Origin of the sequence: Luteimonas aquatica, assembly GCF_022662575.1 — a bacterium.
Classification (GTDB): Bacteria; Pseudomonadota; Gammaproteobacteria; order Xanthomonadales; family Xanthomonadaceae; genus Luteimonas; species Luteimonas aquatica.
Map to the genome: position 1 here is coordinate 550,301 of NZ_JALBFU010000001.1, position 19,031 is coordinate 569,331.

Annotated in this window: 15 protein-coding genes; 6 read left to right on the top strand and 9 right to left on the bottom strand. The window is 68.6% G+C overall.

Features of this window, described 5'->3' with window-relative positions; all coding sequences use genetic code 11:
• Nucleotides 1-148: 148 nt before the first annotated feature.
• Complete coding sequence (clpS, locus tag MD221_RS02615; RefSeq protein ID WP_242107608.1) at nucleotides 149-469, bottom strand: ATP-dependent Clp protease adapter ClpS; 321 nt, start codon at nucleotides 467-469, stop codon at nucleotides 149-151.
• A gap of 111 nt (nucleotides 470-580) precedes the next feature.
• On the opposite strand from clpS, the gene MD221_RS02620 reads away from it, so the two are divergent.
• The 3 genes from MD221_RS02620 to hflD are packed head-to-tail and all read left to right on the top strand — an operon-like array spanning nucleotide 581 to nucleotide 2,837.
• Entirely contained in the window at nucleotides 581-1,063 is a 483-nt protein-coding gene (locus MD221_RS02620) for an NUDIX hydrolase (RefSeq protein ID WP_242107610.1), read from the top strand.
• Between the two features lie 2 nt (nucleotides 1,064-1,065).
• Nucleotides 1,066-2,238 (top strand): tRNA 2-thiouridine(34) synthase MnmA, encoded by a 1,173-nt coding sequence (gene mnmA / locus MD221_RS02625; RefSeq protein ID WP_242107612.1) that lies wholly within the window; start codon nucleotides 1,066-1,068, stop codon nucleotides 2,236-2,238.
• Complete coding sequence (hflD, locus tag MD221_RS02630) at nucleotides 2,238-2,837, top strand: high frequency lysogenization protein HflD (RefSeq protein ID WP_242108568.1); 600 nt, start codon at nucleotides 2,238-2,240, stop codon at nucleotides 2,835-2,837. Before mnmA ends, hflD begins: the two co-directional genes overlap by 1 nt.
• A gap of 54 nt (nucleotides 2,838-2,891) precedes the next feature.
• On the opposite strand, the gene MD221_RS02635 is transcribed toward hflD, so the two are convergent.
• Complete coding sequence (locus MD221_RS02635; RefSeq protein ID WP_242107614.1) at nucleotides 2,892-3,296, bottom strand: type II toxin-antitoxin system VapC family toxin; 405 nt, start codon at nucleotides 3,294-3,296, stop codon at nucleotides 2,892-2,894.
• Nucleotides 3,297-3,319: 23 nt separating this feature from the next.
• Nucleotides 3,320-3,565, bottom strand: coding sequence for an AbrB/MazE/SpoVT family DNA-binding domain-containing protein (locus MD221_RS02640; RefSeq protein WP_242107615.1), 246 nt, complete (start codon nucleotides 3,563-3,565; stop codon nucleotides 3,320-3,322).
• Nucleotides 3,566-3,780: 215 nt separating this feature from the next.
• Here MD221_RS02640 and acnA point away from each other — a divergent pair, with 215 nt between their 5' ends.
• The 3 genes from acnA to MD221_RS02655 all read left to right on the top strand — a co-directional run bounded on the left by acnA (nucleotide 3,781) and on the right by MD221_RS02655 (nucleotide 9,791).
• The gene (acnA, locus tag MD221_RS02645; protein ID WP_242107616.1) at nucleotides 3,781-6,561 is read left to right on the top strand and encodes an aconitate hydratase AcnA; all 2,781 of its coding nucleotides are present in this window, start codon (nucleotides 3,781-3,783) and stop codon (nucleotides 6,559-6,561) included.
• A gap of 484 nt (nucleotides 6,562-7,045) precedes the next feature.
• A complete protein-coding gene (locus tag MD221_RS02650; RefSeq protein ID WP_242107617.1) occupies nucleotides 7,046-8,725 on the top strand; it encodes a long-chain fatty acid--CoA ligase in 1,680 nt (559 codons plus the stop codon).
• Nucleotides 8,726-8,891: 166 nt separating this feature from the next.
• Nucleotides 8,892-9,791, top strand: a complete 900-nt coding sequence (locus tag MD221_RS02655) for a crotonase/enoyl-CoA hydratase family protein (RefSeq protein ID WP_242107618.1) — start codon at nucleotides 8,892-8,894, stop codon at nucleotides 9,789-9,791.
• 10 nt (nucleotides 9,792-9,801) lie between these two features.
• On the opposite strand, the gene MD221_RS02660 is transcribed toward MD221_RS02655, so the two are convergent.
• From MD221_RS02660 to MD221_RS02685, 6 genes are all read right to left on the bottom strand, one after another.
• The gene (locus tag MD221_RS02660; protein WP_242107619.1) at nucleotides 9,802-11,940 is read right to left on the bottom strand and encodes an ATP-binding protein; all 2,139 of its coding nucleotides are present in this window, start codon (nucleotides 11,938-11,940) and stop codon (nucleotides 9,802-9,804) included.
• 7 nt (nucleotides 11,941-11,947) lie between these two features.
• Nucleotides 11,948-13,006, bottom strand: a complete 1,059-nt coding sequence (locus MD221_RS02665) for a response regulator (protein WP_277928874.1) — start codon at nucleotides 13,004-13,006, stop codon at nucleotides 11,948-11,950.
• Nucleotides 13,007-13,200: 194 nt separating this feature from the next.
• Entirely contained in the window at nucleotides 13,201-14,709 is a 1,509-nt protein-coding gene (lysS, locus tag MD221_RS02670; protein WP_242107620.1) for a lysine--tRNA ligase, read from the bottom strand.
• A 104-nt stretch (nucleotides 14,710-14,813) separates the two neighbouring features.
• Nucleotides 14,814-15,942, bottom strand: a protein-coding gene (gene prfB / locus MD221_RS02675) for a peptide chain release factor 2 (RefSeq protein ID WP_242107622.1) whose coding sequence is annotated in 2 segments (ribosomal slippage) — nucleotides 14,814-15,866 and nucleotides 15,868-15,942 — 1,128 coding nt in all. Because the reading frame shifts where the segments join, the coding sequence is not laid out codon by codon here.
• 223 nt (nucleotides 15,943-16,165) lie between these two features.
• Nucleotides 16,166-17,902 (bottom strand): single-stranded-DNA-specific exonuclease RecJ, encoded by a 1,737-nt coding sequence (gene recJ, locus MD221_RS02680; protein WP_242107624.1) that lies wholly within the window; start codon nucleotides 17,900-17,902, stop codon nucleotides 16,166-16,168.
• Nucleotides 17,899-18,846: a phosphoglycerate mutase gene (locus tag MD221_RS02685; protein WP_242107625.1), complete on the bottom strand. Its 948-nt coding sequence runs from the start codon at nucleotides 18,844-18,846 to the stop codon at nucleotides 17,899-17,901. Before MD221_RS02685 ends, recJ begins: the two co-directional genes overlap by 4 nt.
• Nucleotides 18,847-19,031: the final 185 nt, after the last annotated feature.

A 19,031-nucleotide genomic window follows, 5' to 3' on the forward strand; every position in this document is an offset into this window, starting at 1 on the left:
CAGATGGGGCCGCCGACCGGAATTTCCATGCCCGCCCCATGGCCTCCGTTGTAGGCCTAACCCCCGTGTTGCGCAAGTCGTGCATGCCGCGGGACGCAGAATCCCATACCGGGGATTCACGGAGCGCGCGCCGCCCCCGTTTCCCGGCTCAGGCCTTTTCCATCGTGCACAGCAGCGGGTGCTGGTTGAGGCGGGAATACTCGTTGACCTGCGCCACCTTGGATTCGGCCACCTCGCGGGTGTAGACCCCGCAAACGCCGCGCCCCCGGGTATGCACGTGCAGCATGACCTGGGTGGCCTTGTCGAGGTTCATGGCGAAAAAGCGCAGCAGCACGTCGACCACGAAATCCATCGGCGTGTAGTCGTCGTTCAGCAACAGGACGGAATACAGCGGCGGGCGCGCCAGCTCCGGCTTGCTGGTTTCCACGGCGATGCCGTGATCGTGCTCATGTTCGGGGGGCTTGGCCATCCGCGAATTATACGAAGGTCGCCGCATCCTTGAAAAACGCGCCCCGGCGCGGAACGCGGGACGGTCCGGAGCGCGGCAGACGTTGCGCGCGGAGCATGTGACAATAGGCCCATGAGCTATCGCGAAGGCCGTTTCTGGCAACCCGACGTGACCGTCGCCACGCTGGTGGTGGACGGCGGGCGCCTGCTGTGCGTGGAAGAGCGCGTGAACGGCGACCTGGTGCTCAACCAGCCCGCGGGCCATCTCGAGCCCGACGAGAGCCTGGAACAGGCCGCGCTGCGCGAAACGCGCGAGGAAACCGGCTGGGAGGTGCGCCTGACCGCGTTCGTCGGCGCCTACCAGTGGAAGGCGCCGCCGCGCCACGGGGAGGACGACGGCCGCCACTACCTGCGCTTCGCCTTCGCCGCCGAGCCGGTCGCGCACGATGCCGCGCGCCCGCTCGACGAGGGCATCGTGCGCGCGCTGTGGATGACCCCGGCCGAACTGCTGGAGGCGCGCGAGCGCCATCGCAGCCCGCTGGTGTGGCAGGCGGTGGTCGACCACCTCGCCGGGCAGCGCTATCCCCTGTCGATGCTGACCCACCTGGTGGCGTGAGCATGGCCTCGCCCTCCCCCGTCCGCACCGTGGTCGGCATGTCCGGCGGCGTGGACTCGTCGGTGGCCGCGCTGCTGCTGCGCGACGCGGGCGAGCCCGTGGCCGGCCTGTTCATGCAGAACTGGGCCGACGACGGCAGCGGCGAGTGCCGGGCCGAAGACGATCGCCGCGACGCGGTGGCCGTCTGCGGCCGGCTCGGCCTGCCGATCCACTTCCGCGACTTCTCCCGCGAATACTGGGACGGCGTGTTCGCCCATTTCATCGCCGAATATGCCGCCGGCCGCACGCCCAACCCGGACGTGCTGTGCAACCGCGAGATCAAGTTCAAGCACTTCCTCGACGCGGCGCATGCGCTCGGCGCCGAGCGCATCGCCACCGGGCACTACGCCCGCGTCGCCCGCGCCGGAGGCCGCTGGCAACTGCTGCGCGCGCGCGACCGCGCCAAGGACCAGAGCTACTTCCTGCACCAGCTCGGGCAGGCGCAGCTCGCCGCCACCGTGTTCCCGCTGGGCGAGCTGGCCAAGCCCGAGGTCCGCCGCATCGCCGCCGAGGCCGGGCTGCCGACCGCGGCCAAGAAGGACTCCACCGGCATCTGCTTCATCGGCGAGCGCGATTTCCGCGAGTTCCTGTCCCGCTACCTGCCGGCACGGCCCGGCGAGATGCGCACCCCGGACGGGCGCAAGGTCGGCACGCATCCGGGCGTGTTCTATTTCACCCTCGGCCAGCGCGAGGGCCTGCAGCTGGGGGGCGTGCGCGGCTTCGACGCCGCGCCGTGGTACGTGGTGGGCAAGGACGTGGAACGCAACCTGCTGTTCGTCGATCAGGGCAGCGACAGTCCCTACCTGCTGTCCCGCCTGGCCCGCACCGAGGCCGCGCACTGGATCGCCGGCGCCCCGCCCGCCGCCGCGTTCGCCTGCACCGCGCAGATCCGCTACCGCCAGACGGACGAGGCCTGCGAGGTGCGCGTGGCCGACGACGGCACGCTCCAGGCGCGCTTCGCGCGGCCGCAGCGCGCCATGACCCCCGGCCAGTCGCTCGTTCTCTACGACGGCGAGGCCTGCCTGGGCGGCGCGGTCATCGCCGCCACCGATGCCGCCCTGGAACAGCCGCGCCCCCTGTCCCCGCCTTCGCAACCGTCACCTTCACAATCGCCGCACCGGGAGGCGGCGGCATGATGCACGAACGCATTCTCGCCCTCGCCGGCCTGCTGCAGGCGCTCAAGCAGGTCCGTCGCGTCGCCGAGACCGGACAGGCGGAAGGCTCGATCCTGGAGACCGCGCTCGACAGCGTTTTCCGCATCGACGCCGATTCGCCGGAAGCGGTCTACGGCAGCGCCGACGCGCTGCGTCCCGGACTGCGCCTGCTGCAAGAGTACTTCCGCAACGACAACAAGGACGAGGCGCTGCCGCGCCTGGCGCTGGCGGTGCTGCAGATCGAGCGCCGCTTCGTGCGCGACGGCGCGATGGCCGAGCGCGTGCACGAGGGCATCCTCGCCGCCGCGCCGCTGGCGGCGCGCGTGGGCAGCACGCACCCCGAGGTGCTCACCGTCCTGGGGCAGCTGTACGCGGACACCATCAGCCACCTGCGCCCGAAGGTGATGGTGCAAGGCAACCCGCACTATCTCGGGCAGAGCGATATCGTCTCGGAAATCCGCGCGGTGCTGCTGGCGGCGCTGCGCTCGGCGGTGCTGTGGCGACAGATGGGCGGAAGCCTGCTCGACTTCCTGCTGCGCCGCCGGGAAATGCTGGCCACGATCGAGCGATCGCTGGGCTAGGCGGGATTGCGCCGGACCGGCGGACGGGAATCTGCGTCGAGGCGACGGCGCCGCTCAGCGCGTGGGCACGATCAGCTTCAGGCCCTTGAAGTAATCGCGGTAGAAGCCGTCGTCGCGGGTGATCAGGCCATTGCACTGCAGCATCGCGTGGGCACCGATCAGGAAGTCCGCCACCACCCGTTCGCGCTTGCCGCCGCGCGCGCGAAAGCGCTTGTTCATGTGGCCGGCGCGCATCGCCGCGGCCTCCGACGTGGGCTCGTAGCGCACGCCGATCGAGGTCAGGATCTCGGTCAGGTTGACCGAGGTGTCGAGCATCGCCTGCACCTCGGCGACCACCGCCTCGCAGACCACCACGTCCTCGCGCGCCAGGGCGTCGCCGATGCAGGCCTCGGAAGCCTCCGCGTAGCGCGGGTCGCCGACCAGGACGTCGAGCAGGACGGGCGAATCCAGGGCGATCATCTGCCTGTCGGGCGGAAGCCGCCCTACTCCAGGGGATCGCCGGGGGCGCGGCCGCGGATGGCGCGCATCGCCTCGTCGGTGCCGGCCAGGCCGTCCACCAGGCGGAACTTGCCGCGCACCTTGCGCAACGCCTCGCTGACATCCTTGCGCAGGATAATGCGCCCGGCGTCGAGCTCGACCTTCAGCACCGTGCCCTTGGTCAGGCCGAGCGCGTCCCGCACCGCCTTGGGCAGGGTGATCTGGCCGCGTTCGGCAACGGTGGCTTCCATGATCTGCGCTCTCCGGATCAGGGGTACGCCAGGAGTATACATACTTCAAATTTCATACTCAATCCGCCATACTATGCGTCGATCCTCCGCAGGAACCCGCCGCAGGCGGGTCCTCCCGCAGGAGCCCGTACTCCCCGTGCGGACTTTCCGGTGCAAAAGCGGACAATCACCACCATCGCCAGGGCGTTCGCGCGCCCCCGCCAAAGGAGTCCCCCATGAGCGACAGTTTCGCCACCCGCACCCGCCTGGACGTCAACGGCAAGTCCTACACCTACTGCAGCCTGCCCAAGCTCGGCGAGCGCTTCGACATCGCCAAGCTGCCCTACTCGATGAAGATCCTGCTGGAGAACCTGCTGCGCCACGAGGACGGCGGCATCACGGTGGGCAAGGAGCACATCGAGGCGGTGGCGAAGTGGGACGCGGCCAAGGAGCCGGACACCGAGATCGCCTTCATGCCCGCGCGCGTGGTGCTGCAGGACTTCACCGGCGTGCCCTGCGTGGTCGACCTGGCGGCGATGCGCGACGCGGTGGTGAAGCTGGGCGGCCAGCCCGAGCAGATCAATCCGCTGATCCCCTCCGAACTGGTGATCGACCACTCGGTGCAGGTCGACGTGTTCGGCCGGCCCGACGCGTTGGACCTCAACGGCAAGATCGAGTTCGAGCGCAACAAGGAGCGCTACGGCTTCCTGCGCTGGGGCCAGAAGGCGTTCGAGAACTTCAAGGTGGTGCCGCCCAACACCGGCATCGTGCACCAAGTGAACCTGGAGAACCTGGCGCGTGTGGTGATGGAGCGCGACGTTCATACCGATAACGGCGAGGGCGAGACTCTCGTGTTCCCCGATACCGTGTTCGGCACCGACAGCCACACCACGATGATCAACGGCATCGGCGTGCTCGGCTGGGGCGTGGGCGGCATCGAGGCCGAGGCCGCGATGCTGGGCCAGCCCTCCTCGATGCTGATCCCGCAGGTGGTGGGCTTCAAGCTCACCGGCAAGCTGCCCGAGGGCACCACCGCCACCGACCTGGTGCTGACCGTCACCCAGATGCTGCGCAAGCTCGGCGTGGTCGGCAAGTTCGTCGAGTTCTACGGCGACGGCCTGCAGCACCTGCCGCTGGCCGACCGCGCCACCATCGCCAACATGGCGCCCGAGTACGGCGCGACCTGCGGCATCTTCCCGATCGACGCCGAGTCGCTGAACTACCTGCGCCTGTCAGGCCGCACCGAGGAGCAGATCGCCCTGGTCGAGGCCTACGCCAAGGCCCAGGGCCTGTGGCACGACGCGCAGTCCCCGCACGCGGTGTACTCGGCCACGCTGGAACTGGACATGGCCTCGGTCAAGCCGTCGCTGGCCGGGCCCAAGCGCCCGCAGGACCGCGTGCTGCTCGAGGACGTGCACGGCAACTTCAAGGACAACCTCGGCCCGCTGATCGCCAACCGCAAGGCCAGGACCGGTTGCGCCGTCCAGGAGCTGGATACCGAAGGCGGCGACCAGCCGCAGGCCGACCATCTGGCCGCCGCGCCGGTGTCGAAGATCCGCATCAACGAGCAGGACGCCGAACTGTCCGACGGCTCGGTGGTGATCGCCGCGATCACCTCCTGCACCAACACCTCCAACCCGGCGGTGATGCTCGGCGCCGGCCTGCTGGCGCGCAACGCCGTCAAGCTGGGCCTGAAGGCCAAGCCCTGGGTGAAGACCTCGCTCGGGCCGGGCTCGCTGGTGGTCACCGACTACCTGAAGAAGGCCGACGTGCTCGACGACCTGGAGAAGCTCGGCTTCTACGTGGTCGGCTACGGCTGCACCACCTGCATCGGCAACTCCGGCCCGCTGCCGGACGAGGTGTCCAAGGGCATCGCCGAGAACGAGCTGGTGGTGGCCTCGGTGCTCTCGGGCAACCGCAACTTCGAAGGCCGCGTGCATCCCGAGGTGAAGGCCAACTACCTGGCTTCCCCGCCCCTGGTGGTCGCCTACGCCATCGCCGGCACCGTCAACATCGACCTCACCACCCAACCGATCGGCAAGGGCAGCGACGGCCAGGACGTGTACCTGCGCGACATCTGGCCGTCCAACAAGGAGATCGGCGACACCATCGCCGCCACGGTCGGCCCGGAGCTGTTCGCGCAGAACTACGCCGACGTCTTCAAGGGCGACACGCGCTGGAACCAGATCGAGTCCCCGGACGGCCAGGCCTACCAGTGGGACGAGGCCTCCACCTACATCAAGAACCCGCCCTACTTCGACGGCATGACCATGCAGGTCGGCTCGATCGAGGACATCCACGGCGCGCGCGTGCTCGGCCTGTTCGGCGACTCGATCACCACCGACCACATCTCGCCGGCCGGCAACATCAAGAAGGATTCGCCGGCGGGCCGCTTCCTGGTCGAGCGCGGCGTGCAGCCGGCGGACTTCAACAGCTACGGCTCGCGCCGCGGCAACGACGACGTGATGGTGCGCGGCACCTTCGCCAACATCCGCATCAAGAACCTGATGTTCGGCGGCGAGGAAGGCGGCAACACCCTGTACCGCGGCAAGGACGGCGCCGAGCCGGAAAAGCTGGCCATCTACGACGCGGCCATGAAGTACAAGGCCGACGGCACGCCGCTGGTGGTGCTGGCCGGCAAGGAGTACGGCACCGGCTCCTCGCGCGACTGGGCGGCCAAGGGCACCAACCTGCTGGGCGTGAAGGCCGTGATCGCCGAGAGCTTCGAGCGCATCCACCGCTCCAACCTGGTCGGCATGGGCGTGCTGCCCTGCCGCTTCCGGGACGGCGAGAACGCGCAAAGCCTGGGCCTGGACGGATCGGAGAGCTTCGACATCACCGGACTGCGCAACGGCGAATCCAAGACCGCGACCGTCACCGCCACCCGGGCCGACGGCGGCAAGAAGACCTTCGAGGTCGACGTACTGCTGCTCACGCCCAAGGAAGTCGAATACTTCCGCAACGGCGGCCTGCTGCAGTACGTGCTGCGCCAGCTGGCCGCGAAGAAGGCCGCGTAAATCGCTTCGCAACGAGCGGAAGATGGCGCCCCCGCAGCGCGGCGGGCGCCCGGAAAGGCCAGGGACGGCCTTCCCTTGCTCCGCCGCGGCCTGGCACGCCCCTGCAAAATCCCTGGCGATTCCACGATCCCCGCCCCGGCGGGGATCGCGCGTTTGCGGGCATCGTCGGACGAACTGGTATCCATATCAGCGCCCGGACCGGCCGCGGACGGGAATCGGGCAAGGTTCGTCCGCAGGCGCCTGCGCGACTGACGCAGCCGCACGCGAACGGGCAAATTTTCGTCCCTTGCCGCCGTGTTTTTGTCCCTGGAATCCCGCCCTGTCCGATGCCGGCGGCGGACCCCGAAATGCAGTTCGCCGCGACCGGCGGTCCGACGCGGCGCATCGCGCCGAGCACGCGCTTGCTCCCCCCTAGAGCCTATGCTCCAATCGGATCAACGCCACCCCCGGGGCGCCCGCCAACCACGAAAATGGAGAGAGCCGCATGACCCTCGATCGTCCCTGGCTGAGCAACTATCCCGCTGGGGTTCCCGCCGAAATCGACGTCGACGAATTTCCCTCGATCCCGGCGATCCTGGAAAAGACCATTGAGAGCTATCGCGATCGTCCTGCCTTCTCCAGCATGGGCAAACGCCTGAGCTATGCCGAGCTCGACGCGCTGAGCAAGCGCTTCGCCGCCTACCTGCTCGGCGAGCTGAAACTGAAGAAGGGCGATCGCGTCGCGATCATGATGCCCAACTGCCTGCAGTACCCCATCGCCACCTTTGGCGTGCTGCGCGCCGGACTCACGGTGGTGAACACCAACCCCATGTACACGGTGCGCGAGCTCAAGCACCAGCTCGTCGACTCGGGCGCGAGCGCGGTCCTGGTGCTGGACAACTTCGGCAGCACGGTGCAGCAGGCGCTGGCCGGCACGCAGGTCAAGCAGGTAATCACCACCGGGCTTGGCGACCTGCTCGGTTTCCCGAAGGGCCCGATCGTCAATTTCGTGCTGAAGTACGTCAAGAAGATGGTGCCCGACTACGATATCCCGGGCGCGGTCCGCTTCAACGACACGCTCACCCTGGGACAGCGCCACGCGCTGCCCGACATCGAGATCACGCCGGAAGACATCGCCTTCCTGCAATACACCGGAGGCACCACGGGCGTGGCCAAGGGCGCGATGCTCACCCACCGCAACCTGGTCGCCAACATGCAGCAGGCTTCGGCCTGGGTGGGCGTGCAGGCCAAGCCCGGCGACGAGGTCATCGTGACCGCCCTGCCGCTGTACCACATCTTCGCGCTGACGGCGAACGGCCTGGTATTCATGAAGTTCGGCGCGATGAACATCCTGATCACCAATCCGCGCGACATGCCCGGCTTCGTCAAGGAGCTCAAGCGCGAGCCATTCACCGCCATCACCGGCGTCAACACGCTATTCAACGGGCTGCTCAATACTCCCGGGTTCGACCAGATCGACTTCTCGCGCCTGCGTCTCACCCTGGGCGGCGGCATGGCGGTGCAGCGCGCTGTCGCCGACCGCTGGAAGAAGGTGACCGGCGTGACCCTGGTGGAGGCCTACGGCCTGACCGAGACCTCGCCCGCGGCCTGCATCAACCCGATGGATCTGGCCGACTACAACGGCTCGATTGGTCTGCCGGTCCCCTCCACCGACGCCTGCGTCAAGGACGAGAACGGCGGCATCCTGCCCTTGGGCGAGGTCGGCGAGCTGTGCATCAAGGGCCCGCAGGTGATGAAGGGCTACTGGAACCGCCCCGAGGAGACCGCGCAGGTCATCGATGCCGACGGCTGGCTGCACACCGGCGACATGGCGCGCATGGACGAACAGGGCTTCTTCTACATCGTCGACCGCAAGAAAGACATGATCCTGGTGTCCGGCTTCAACGTCTATCCGAACGAGGTGGAGGACGTGATCGCGCTCATGCCCGGCGTGCTCGAGGTCGCCGCGGTGGGGGTGCCGGACGAAAAGTCCGGCGAGGCAGTCAAGGTGGTGATCGTGAAGAAGGACCCTGCCCTGACCGCCGACCAAGTCAAGGCCCATGCCCGCGAGAACCTGACCGGCTACAAGCACCCCAAATACGTGGAATTCCGCACGGAGCTGCCCAAGACCAACGTCGGCAAGATCCTGCGCCGCGAGCTGCGCGAGAACGCAACCCCAAGTTGACAATTGTCCAAATCGCCCCGACTTTGGTGGCGACCGGCCAAAAACGTGAATTCCGCTTGCGGATTATGGGAATCAGGCGCATAGAATCGCCGATCGGGCGCCTTTGACCTCTCGATGGCGACGTGTCGGAGCCCGGCCGGCCTGCCGCCAGCCATAGGGGATTCCCATGCACAACGTCGGCTTGCTCCACCGCGATACATTTTCCACGATACGCATCCAGCAGGATCCGTCCAACCACTCCCACTGGTGCTTCATGCATGCCCAGCAGGCGTATTCGGATCCCGCCTATCGCCCCTGCTTCTCCCCCAAGCTGCTGCGCGAACTGCGCCTGTTCGCACAGCAGACCATCGACTCGGTGTCCGACGAAGCGGACGAGTCGTTCCAGCACCTGGCGCAGATCGTCATTGCGTCCGATGCCCACGTATTCAATCTCGGCGGCGACCTCGGATTGTTCGCCGAGCTGATCCGCAAGCGCGATCGCATGGCGCTGGCGCGCTACGCGCGCGAATGCGTGGACAGCATCCATCTGCTGCATACGCGCCTGCATCCGAACGCGCACACCATCGGCCTGATCGAGGGCGATGCGCTCGGCGGCGGCTTCGAGCTTGCGCTCGCGTGCCAGACCATCGTCGCCGAAAGCGGCGTGCAGATGGGCTTCCCGGAAGTGCTGTTCGGCCTGTTCCCGGGCATGGGCGCGTATTCCCTGCTTTCGCGCCGCGTCGGCCCCAAGCTGGCCGAGCAGATGATGCTCAACGGCGTGATGTACAGCAGCGACGAACTGCACCGCATGGGCATCGTCGATGTGCTCGTCCCCAAGGGCGAAGGCGTCCGCGCGGTTTACGAGGTGATCCGCCAGAACCGCCGGATCGCCTCGGCGCGGCTCGCCCTGCATCGCGTGCGCGAAACGGTGTCCCCGATCACGCATGACGAGCTGGTGCGCGTTGCCGAAATCTGGGTGGACGCGGCCATGCAGCTCGGCGAGAAGCAGCTGCGTACGATGGAGCGCCTGGTGCGCGCCCAATCGCGTCGTCAGGAGAACGAGACCAGCAGCATCTCGGCGATCTGAGCCTGCCCTCTCAGTTGCCGTCGGATTCGGCTTCGTTCTTGGCCAGATCGCCGCGCTCGCGGAGCGCGGTGCAGGCCTGTTGCAATTGTTGCCGCAGCTGGTCGCAGATCCCGCGCCACTCCAGGGTCAGCCGCGTCGACGACATGCGCATGCCGGACGAGGCGCTTTCGGCCAGACGCATCGCGCCCATGTTGCTGGCCGTGCCTTTCAGGGCATGGCAGGCGTCGCGGAACATTTCCCATTGCGCCGCGGCGCCGGACACCTCGAGGTCGGCGATGCTCTTGCGCGCATCGCGAATGCACTCTGACAGGAAACGGCGGAAGAACTCCTCGCCGAGCCCCATGTCACGCAGCTCCTCGAGGATATGCTCGGAAATGGCCCCGGATCCGGCGGCATGCGCGGATACGTTCTCAGGATCGATCTCGCGCACCGGCGGCGCGCCCTCGGCGATTTCCGCCAGCTTTTCCAGCAGCTTGTCGACGGCCAGCGGCTTGGTCATGAAGGCATAGGCTCCGGCGCGCTCGCATTCCAGTCGCGCCTCGGCTGTGGCATCGGCGGTCAGCACGATGAACGGCGTGCGCTTGCGCCCCGCCTCCATGAACCGCACCTGCTTGATCACCTCCAGACCGCTGATCCCCGGCATGTGCAGGTCGATGATCACTGCGTCGAAGCCCTGGGTCTCCAGCGTGGCCAGCACGTTCTCGCTGTCGTTGAGGATGAAGGCGCGATGTCCCGCCTTCTCCAGCAGGCGCTGCAGCACAGTCAGGTTGGCGGGCTGGTCGTCGGCCGCCAGCACGCGCAGCGGCCGCACCCTGGCGCGATGGCGCACGAACGGGTCGCTGAAGGCGATGATGTTGCTCGCCATCGTCGCCTGGTCCTGGCCTGGCGCCTGGGCCGGCTTGAACGGCACCTTGATCCAGAAATGGGAGCCGGCGCCCTCGCTGCTCTCGACCCCGATCTCGCCCTCCAGCAATTCCGTCAGCGCCTTGGCGATCGTGGTGCCGAGCCCGGTGCCACCGAAACGCCGGCCGCGGCCGGTCTCGACCTGTTCGAAGGCATCGAAGATGCGCTCGGTCTTGCCTTCGGGAATACCGATGCCGGTGTCGCGCACCGAGAACTGCAGCCAGACCGGCTCCTCCATGTCCGCGGTCCGCGAGATCTCCAGCGAAACCCGCCCGCGTTCGGTGAACTTGATCGCGTTGGAAAGCAAGTTGGTGAGGATCTGCCGCAGGTAGCTGCTGTCCCCGTGCAGCAGGTTGGGCACGTCCTTGTCCACCGACATCTCGAAGGCGATCGACTTGGCCTGCGCGCCAGGCTGCAGCATCACATGGATGCTCTTGAGCAGGTCGGACAGCGAGAAATCGCCATCGTTGCGCCGGAACTTGCCGGCCTCGATGGCCGAGATGTCGAGCACGTCGTCGACCAGCAGCTGCAGAGCACGCGCGGAGGTCTGGATCACCTGCGCGCTGTCGCGCTGCTCCGGCGACAACGGCGTGGTGCCGAGCAGCTGGGCCATGCCGACGATGCCGTTGAGCGGCGTGCGCAATTCGTGGCTCATGTTGGCCAGGAACCGCGTCTTGGCGTCGCTGGCCGCCTTGGCGGCTTCGGTGGCGCGCACCAGCGCCCGCAGCAGCGAGCTCAGGTACAGCGGGATGGCCACCAAGCCGACCAGCAGTCCCCAGGCCAGCCACGGATTGTCCAGCCAGTACGGCGTGGTCAGGATCACGCACAAATGGGTGAACACCGCGAAGCCGACGGCGGCGTAGAGGAAGCGCGGTCCGAAGCGCAGGCCGTTGCCCACCGTCACCCAGAGCACGATCACGTACATCGGCGCCAACAGGTCGCCGATCAGATGCATGCCGGTGCCCATCATGCTGTAGTCGGCGATCATGCCCAGCACGCGGCGCGGATAGGAAATCCCCGGCGCCAACGCCAGCCAGACCAGGATGGCGAAGGCGACCACGAACTCGAGCGCCAGGAACCGGTAGGACAGCCCGAGGCCGTAGGCCACGCCGGGGCGCCCGTCGATCACGATGTAGAGGTAGGCGACGACCACCACCAGCATGGCCATGCGGATCAGCGCCTGTCCGTGCTCGCTGTCCGGGCGATTGCTGAAACGCGACTTGATCCAGGTCAGCGCGCGGTTCATCGCGGGATTACTGCAGCTTGGGCAAGAGCGAGACGTCGGAGGTTCGCTCGCAGATCGACAGCAGGCGCTGGCGGTTGTGCAGCAATGCGTCGACGCAACGCGGGTCGAACAGCTTGCCGCGCTGCTGCGAGAGGTAGCTCAATGCTTCGTCTATGGCCCATGCATCCTTATAGGGACGTTTCGAGATCAGGGCATCGAAGACGTCCGCGACCGCGACGATCCTGGCCTCGACCGGGATCTGCTCCCCGGCCAACCCGTCCGGATACCCGCTGCCATCGTAGCGCTCCTGATGTCGAAGCGCGATGATGGCGCTGATCTGGACGAAGCGGTTCTGGCTGCCGTTCAGCAGCTCGTAGCCGATCTGCGGATGCCTGCGCATGATCGCCGACTCCTCCGCAGTCAAGGGCCCGGGCTTCATCAGCACCGCGTCGGGAATGGCGATCTTGCCGATGTCGTGCAAGGGCGCGGCCAGCTCGATCATGCGCACCTCGTCCTCGAACAGCCCCATCTCCTCGGCGACCAGGCCGGCGACCTGCGCGAGCCGCTCGAGGTTGGCGTTGGTGCCGGCGTCGCGGTAGGAGATCGCGCGCGCCAGCCGGGTCAGCGTTTCGCGCTCGCGCTCCTCCACCTCGTGCATGCTCGCCAACAGGCGCTGCTCGAGCGAGAGCGCGCGCTGCTTCACCGATTCCGATTGCTGGCGCAGCTGCAGCAGGTTGCGGCAGCGGGCGCGCAGCTCGCGCGGGCGTACCGGCTTGACCAGGAAGTCGATCACGCCGGCATCGAGCGCCGCCTGCCGGATCGGCTCGTCGCCGACCACCGTGACCAGCACGATCGGCACGTCGCGATGCAGCAGCGGACGGCGGAAGCGGCGCGCGAATTCCAATCCGTCCATGCCGGGCATGCGGTAGTCCAGGAGCAGCAGATCCGGCCGGTTGCTCTCGCACCAGCGCAGCGCCGCCTGCGGATCGCCGAAGTCGTGCACCTCGAGCTCGGGGCTGATGTCCTCGAGGATATGCCGCAGCATCGTGCGTGCGGAGGTCTGGTCATCGACGATGACGATGTTCACTGATGATCCCGCCCCGCTTGAGGGTCATTTCCCCGATCCAAACTTCCTCATACTCGCCCGTTCCATAGTTGCAGGCAAGTGCTGCGCCGGGCGGTTCGCGCCGGACGCGGATTCGGGTCCGGCGCGGCCTTGGTTGCGGGAGCAGGCGGTCACAATTTGACCCCACGCGTCGTCTTCCGCGCCCGCCGGAACGGTCAGGAGGCTTCCGGGCGCATGTACGGGAACAGCAGCACGTCGCGGATCGAGGCAGAGTCGGTCAGCAGCATGACCAGCCGGTCGATGCCCACGCCCAGGCCGCCGGTGGGCGGCAGCCCGACCTCGAGCGCGCGGATGTAGTCCGCGTCGTAGTGCATGGCCTCGTCGTCGCCGCCGGCCTTGGCCTCGACCTGGGCGCGGAAGCGCGCGGCCTGGTCCTCGGGATCGTTCAACTCGGAGAAGCCGTTCGCCAGCTCCTTGCCGCCGACGAACAGCTCGAAGCGGTCGGTGATGCCCGGCTCGCTGTCCGACTCGCGCGCCAGCGGCGACACCTCGACCGGATAGTGGGTGATGAAGGTGGGCTGGACCAGGCCGGCCTCGACCGTCTTCTCGAAGATTTCCAGCAGCAGCTTGCCCCAGCCGTAGGACGGCTTGACCGGGATGCGCAGCGCCTCGCAATGGCGCGCCAGCGCCTCGCGGTCGCGGCAGTCGGCGGCGCTGATGTGCGGATTGAGCTCGCGCACCGCCTCTTCCAGCTTCCAGCGCCGGAACGCCGGGCCGACGTCGATGGCGTTGCCTTCCCACTGCAGGGCGGTGGTGCCGAGGGTGAGCCGGGCGACGTCGCGGATCATCGACTCGGTCAGGTCCATCACCTCGGTGTACGTGGCGTAGGCCTCGTACAGCTCGAGCATGGTGAACTCCGGGTTGTGGCGGGTGCTCACGCCCTCGTTGCGGAAGTTGCGGTTGATCTCGTAGACGCGCTCGAAGCCGCCGACGACCAGGCGCTTGAGATACAGCTCGGGCGCCACGCGCAGGTACAGGTCCAGGCCGAGCGCGTTGTGGTGGGTGGTGAACGGCTTGGCGGTGGCGCCGCCGACGATGTAATGCATCATCGGGGTTTCCACCTCCAGGAAGCGGCGCGCGTCCAGCCACTGGCGGATGGCGGCGATGATGCGCGAGCGCTTGAAGAACACCTCGCGCGCCTCGGGCGTCACGATCAGGTCGACGTAGCGCTGGCGGTAGCGCTGTTCGACGTCGGACAGGCCATGCCACTTGTCGGGCAGCGGCCGCAGCGACTTGGTCAGCAGCCGCAGCGTGTCGACCTTGACCGACAGTTCGCCGGTCTTGGTGCGCATCGGCGTGCCCTCGGCGCCGACGATGTCGCCCACGTCCCAGCCCTTGAAGGCGTCGTAGCGGTCGCCGAGCGAAGCCGACTGCAGGAACAGCTGGATGCGCCCGCTCACGTCCTGGATCTGCGCGAAAGCGGCCTTGCCCATCACCCGCTTGGCGAGCAGGCGGCCGGCCACGGCGACGCGGCGGCCGGTCGCCTCCAGCGCCTCGCCGGTCCAGCGCTCCGCATCGGCGTACTCGTCCTGCAGGTCGCCGGCGTGGTCGAGGCGGCGGAAGTCGTTGGGGAAGGCGATGCCCTGCTCCCGAATCCCCTTGAGCTTGTTGCGTCGCTCGGCGATCAGGGCGTTTTCGTCGGCAGGCTGGAGTTCGTCGGTCATGGGGCTGGCAGCGGATCGGGGTCTAAAAGGGGGATTTGGAGGGCGCGGGCAAGGCGTCGCGGGGGCGGGCGACCCGCCTCATTCCCCGCCGCCCCTGCCCGCCTTTATACCGCGTCGACGCGCTTGGAACCCGCCTCCAGGCCGGACTTCAGACTGGCCTCGACGAACTCGTCCAGGTCCCCGTCCAGCACCTTCTGCGTGTCGGTGCGCTCGATGCCCGTGCGCAGATCCTTGATGCGGCTCTGGTCGAGCACGTAGTTGCGGATCTGGCTGCCCCAGCCGATGTCGGACTTGGTGGCCTCCAGCGCGTCCTTTTCGGCGTTGCGCTTCTGGATTTCCATCTCGTAGAGCTTGGCCGCCAGCATCTTCATGGCGCGGTCGCGGTTGGCGTGCTGGCTGCGCTCGGTCTGGCAGGCGACGACTATGCCGCTGGGCACGTGGGTGATGCGCACCGCCGACTCGGTCTTGTTGACGTGCTGGCCGCCGGCGCCGGAGGAGCGGTAGACGTCGGTCTTGAGGTCGGCCGGATTGATGTCGATATCGATGTCGTCGTCGACCTCGGGCGAGACGAATACCGAGGTGAACGAGGTGTGCCGGCGGTTGTCCGAGTCGAACGGCGACTTGCGCACCAGGCGATGCACGCCGATTTCGGTCTTCAGCCAGCCGTAGGCGAATTCGCCCTCCACCCGGAAGGTGGCCGACTTGATGCCGGCCACGTCGCCGCCGCTGACTTCCAGCAGCTCGGTCTTCCAGCCGCGGCTCTCGGCCCAGCGCAGGTACATGCGCAGCAGCATTTCCGCCCAGTCCTGGGCCTCGGTGCCGCCGGCGCCGGCCTGGATGTCGACGAAGGCATTGTTGGCGTCCATCTCGCCCGAGAACATGCGCTGGAATTCCAGCTTGCCGACCTCGACGGCGTAGCGCTCCACGTCCTCGACCACCGCCTGCGCGGTGTCGTCGTCGCTTTCGGCCTCGGCCAGGTCGAGCAGCTCGCCGGCGCCGCCCAGGCCCTCGATCAGCGTGCGGATGCCGTTGACGGTCTTGTCGAGCATGGAGCGCTCGCGGCCGAGCGCCTGCGCGCGCTCCGGGGCGTTCCACACATCGGGATGTTCGAGCTCGCGCTCGACTTCCTCTAGACGCTCGCGCTTGGCGTCGTAGTCAAAGATACCCCCTGAGCGCGACCAGCCGTTCGGTGAGATCGGCGATGCGCTGGCGGATTGGATTGAGTTCGATCATGACGGCGGAAGGAAATGGCGAAAAAGATCGGAAATTGTAGCGCAAGGACGCGGCTTTCGAGGGCGCGGACGGCCGGCGGCAGGCATCGGTCGAGAGGCATCCAGCCGGCCCGCAGCCGGCATCCGAAATCCGATTGCGATGCCTTGCCGCGCCATGCCTGGGAAAGGGCCCTGCCAGGCCATGCGCCCGCGCCGAAGCCCAAGCGCCGCCGCGCGGCGGCGAATCAGGCGGTCGCCTCGCGCCCGTCCGCGCTCTCGCGATGCACGACGATGAGCTGGATCGCCTCGCCTCCCCGGTACTCGTCCAGCGCCAGCCGGTAGGCGATGCGGACGCGTGCGCCAGGCGGCGTGCCCGTCCAGCCGCCGAACTCGATGGCATTCAGGCGCAGCGGGCCCAGCCCGAGTTCCAGCTTCAGGTGCTGTGTGCCCACCGGACGCCAGGCCAGCACCGCGAACTCGCCGTCGAACACCGGCTCCGGAAAGGCCTGCCCCCACGGCCCGCCGTCGCGCAGCGCCAGCGCGTTGGCGGCGACGAAGGCCTCGGGCATCAGCTCGCCGTCGCTGGCGATCACGTCGCACAGGGACTCGGCATCGAGCGTGCGCGCCGCGCAATCGGCGAACGCGGCGGCGAAATCGGCCAGGTGCGCCTGCCGCAGGCTCAGCCCGGCCGCCATCGCATGTCCGCCGAAGCGTTCGATGAGCGAGGGATGGGCCGCGTCCACCGCCGCCAGCGCGTCGCGGATGTGGAAGCCCGGGATCGAGCGCGCCGAACCGCGCAGCCACTCGCTGCCGGGCTCGCTGGGCGCGAAGGCGATCACCGGGCGATGCAGGCGCTCCTTCATTTTCGAGGCGACCAGTCCGACCACGCCGGGATGCCAGCTGGCGTCGAACAGGCAGTGCGCGGCGCTCGCGGTCTCGGCCAGCGCCAGCATGGAGAGCGCGGCCTCGGCCTCGTCCACCATCTGCTGCTGCACGGCACGGCGTTCGGCGTTGATGCCGTCGAGCGTCTGCGCCAGTTCGCGCGCGCGCCGCGGATCGTCGCACAGCAGGCATTCGATGCCCACGGCCATGTCCTCCAGCCTGCCGGCGGCATTGATGCGCGGCGCCACCGCGTAACCGATATCGGCCGCCGACAGGCTGGCGGCCTTGCGCCCGGACACCTCGATCAGGGCCTGCAGCCCGGCGCAGCCCTGCCCCGCGCGCAGGCGGCGCAGGCCGGCGGCGACCAGGGCGCGGTTGTGCACGTCCAGCGGCACCAGGTCGGCCACCGTGCCGACCGCGACCAGGTCGAGCAGCACGGTCAGATCGGGTTCCGCGCCGGCGGCGAACGCGCCGGCCTCGCGCAGGCGTTTTCGCAGCGCGAGCAGCACGTAGAAGATCACGCCCACGCCGGCCAGCGCTTTGCCGGCGAAGCCGTCGCCCGGCTGGTTGGGATTGACGATGGCATCGGCCGGCGGCAGCGCGTCGCCCGGCAGATGGTGATCGGTGACCAGCACCTGCCAGCCCATCGCCTTGGCCGCGGCGATGCCGGCATGGCAGGCGATGCCGTGGTCGACCGTGACCAGCAGCTCCGGCTGCAGCGCGGCCAGGTCGGCCACCAGCGCCGGCGACAGGCCATAGCCATGCACCATGCGATTGGGCACCGCATAGGACACGCGGCGCGCGCCGAGCAGGCGCAGGCCGCGCACCGCCACCGCGCAGGCGCTGGCGCCGTCGCAATCGAAATCGCCGACCACCACGATGTGCCGGTCCGCGGCGATGGCCGCGGCGAGCAGTCCCGTGGCCGGCTCGATGCCGTGCAGGCCGTCGGGGACCGGCAGCTGCCCGAGCCGGGGCTGCGCGCTGGACAGATCGTGCGCGCCGCGTGCGGCATAGACCTGGCGCAGCAGCGGCGGCACCTGTTCCGGCCAGGCCGCGCCGACATCGCAGGCGCGTCGGCGGATCGTGCGCAGCGGCTTCATGCCCGCGCCCGCGAGGACGGGCCGCGCCAGAAACGCAGGCGATGCCAGCGGTCCAGCCGCAGCACGCGGCCGGCCTCGTCGTCCAGTTCCAGGCGCCCGATGGCGCCGCGGCGCAGGGCCGCCAGCGCCGGCTGCAGCCATTCGTGTTCCACCCAGGCCAGATCGCGGGTCTGCGTCAGATCGAACAGCAGATCCCCCTCGCCGCCCGGATAGCGCGCAGGCAATGCGGCCACCTGGCTCGTGCCGGCCGCCAGCGCCTGCGCCGTGGCATCGTCGCTGAACATGCCCGCATGCGGCGATGGCATCCGCACGCCCGCGGCGGGCAAGGTGCCGCCGCCCCAGAACCACAGCGCGTTGATGGGCGGCAGGCCGCGCGCCGCGCGCTGCGCGTTCCAGGGATGGTTGTGCAGGACGATCTGCGCCTCGTTCTCCAGCGCGCGCCAGCGGCGCGCCTCGGCGCCGGCGTCCATGTGCTCGAACAGATCGTCGCCCAATGCCTCGGCGGGATCGGCGAAGGCGGGAATTCTGGCCTCTCGCGGCAGGCGCAGGTACCAGCGCGCGGGCAATGGCGCGTCGAGCGCGAAGCCGGCGTCGCCGAACACCGGCTTGAGCGCAGGCAACAGCGCCTCGCAATCCGCCTGCGTGGCCTGCAGCGCCTCGCCGTGCGCCATCAGCCGCACGCCGTTGATGTCGGGGCGCAGCCATACCGGATCGGCGCGCAGCCACGCCGCGCCCTCGGCATCGCCCGCGTCGGCCTGCCGCGACAGCGCGGCGATCGGCCACTGGCCTTCGGGCAGCGCGAAATGGCGCAGCAGTTGCGCGCGCCGGCCCGGGGATTGCGGCGGCAGCCGGTCGCCGCGCCCCAGGGCGGCATCGCAGGCGGCCGAGAGACGTTGCGCGCCGAAGCGGGCGGCGGAGGGCAGCAGGAAGGTGGCGCGTGACATGGTCAGGGCCGGCTGGCGGCGACGCGGTTTGCGTTCGTTGCGGCAGCCTCCGCCGACAGGGCATCGGTCTTGCTTGGGAGGTGTATTGGTCGCCGTCCGCGGCGCGACAGGGCTGGCTTCGGAACGTCCGGCCCCCTCGCCGCGCTGACGGCGCGGCTCGAAGTCCGTGGCCGGGCGTTCGCAAC

Coding starts and splice junctions, on each gene's coding strand:
- mnmA (WP_242107612.1), top strand. CDS start 1,066: ATGGCCTCGCCCTCCCCCGTCCGCACCGTGGTCGGCATGTCCGGCGGC.
- MD221_RS02640 (WP_242107615.1), bottom strand. CDS start 3,565: ATGGAAGCCACCGTTGCCGAACGCGGCCAGATCACCCTGCCCAAGGCG.
- MD221_RS02660 (WP_242107619.1), bottom strand. CDS start 11,940: ATGAACCGCGCGCTGACCTGGATCAAGTCGCGTTTCAGCAATCGCCCG.
- MD221_RS02635 (WP_242107614.1), bottom strand. CDS start 3,296: ATGATCGCCCTGGATTCGCCCGTCCTGCTCGACGTCCTGGTCGGCGAC.
- acnA (WP_242107616.1), top strand. CDS start 3,781: ATGAGCGACAGTTTCGCCACCCGCACCCGCCTGGACGTCAACGGCAAG.
- MD221_RS02650 (WP_242107617.1), top strand. CDS start 7,046: ATGACCCTCGATCGTCCCTGGCTGAGCAACTATCCCGCTGGGGTTCCC.
- hflD (WP_242108568.1), top strand. CDS start 2,238: ATGCACGAACGCATTCTCGCCCTCGCCGGCCTGCTGCAGGCGCTCAAG.
- MD221_RS02685 (WP_242107625.1), bottom strand. CDS start 18,846: ATGTCACGCGCCACCTTCCTGCTGCCCTCCGCCGCCCGCTTCGGCGCG.
- clpS (WP_242107608.1), bottom strand. CDS start 469: ATGGCCAAGCCCCCCGAACATGAGCACGATCACGGCATCGCCGTGGAA.
- recJ (WP_242107624.1), bottom strand. CDS start 17,902: ATGAAGCCGCTGCGCACGATCCGCCGACGCGCCTGCGATGTCGGCGCG.
- MD221_RS02620 (WP_242107610.1), top strand. CDS start 581: ATGAGCTATCGCGAAGGCCGTTTCTGGCAACCCGACGTGACCGTCGCC.
- MD221_RS02655 (WP_242107618.1), top strand. CDS start 8,892: ATGCACAACGTCGGCTTGCTCCACCGCGATACATTTTCCACGATACGC.
- lysS (WP_242107620.1), bottom strand. CDS start 14,709: ATGACCGACGAACTCCAGCCTGCCGACGAAAACGCCCTGATCGCCGAG.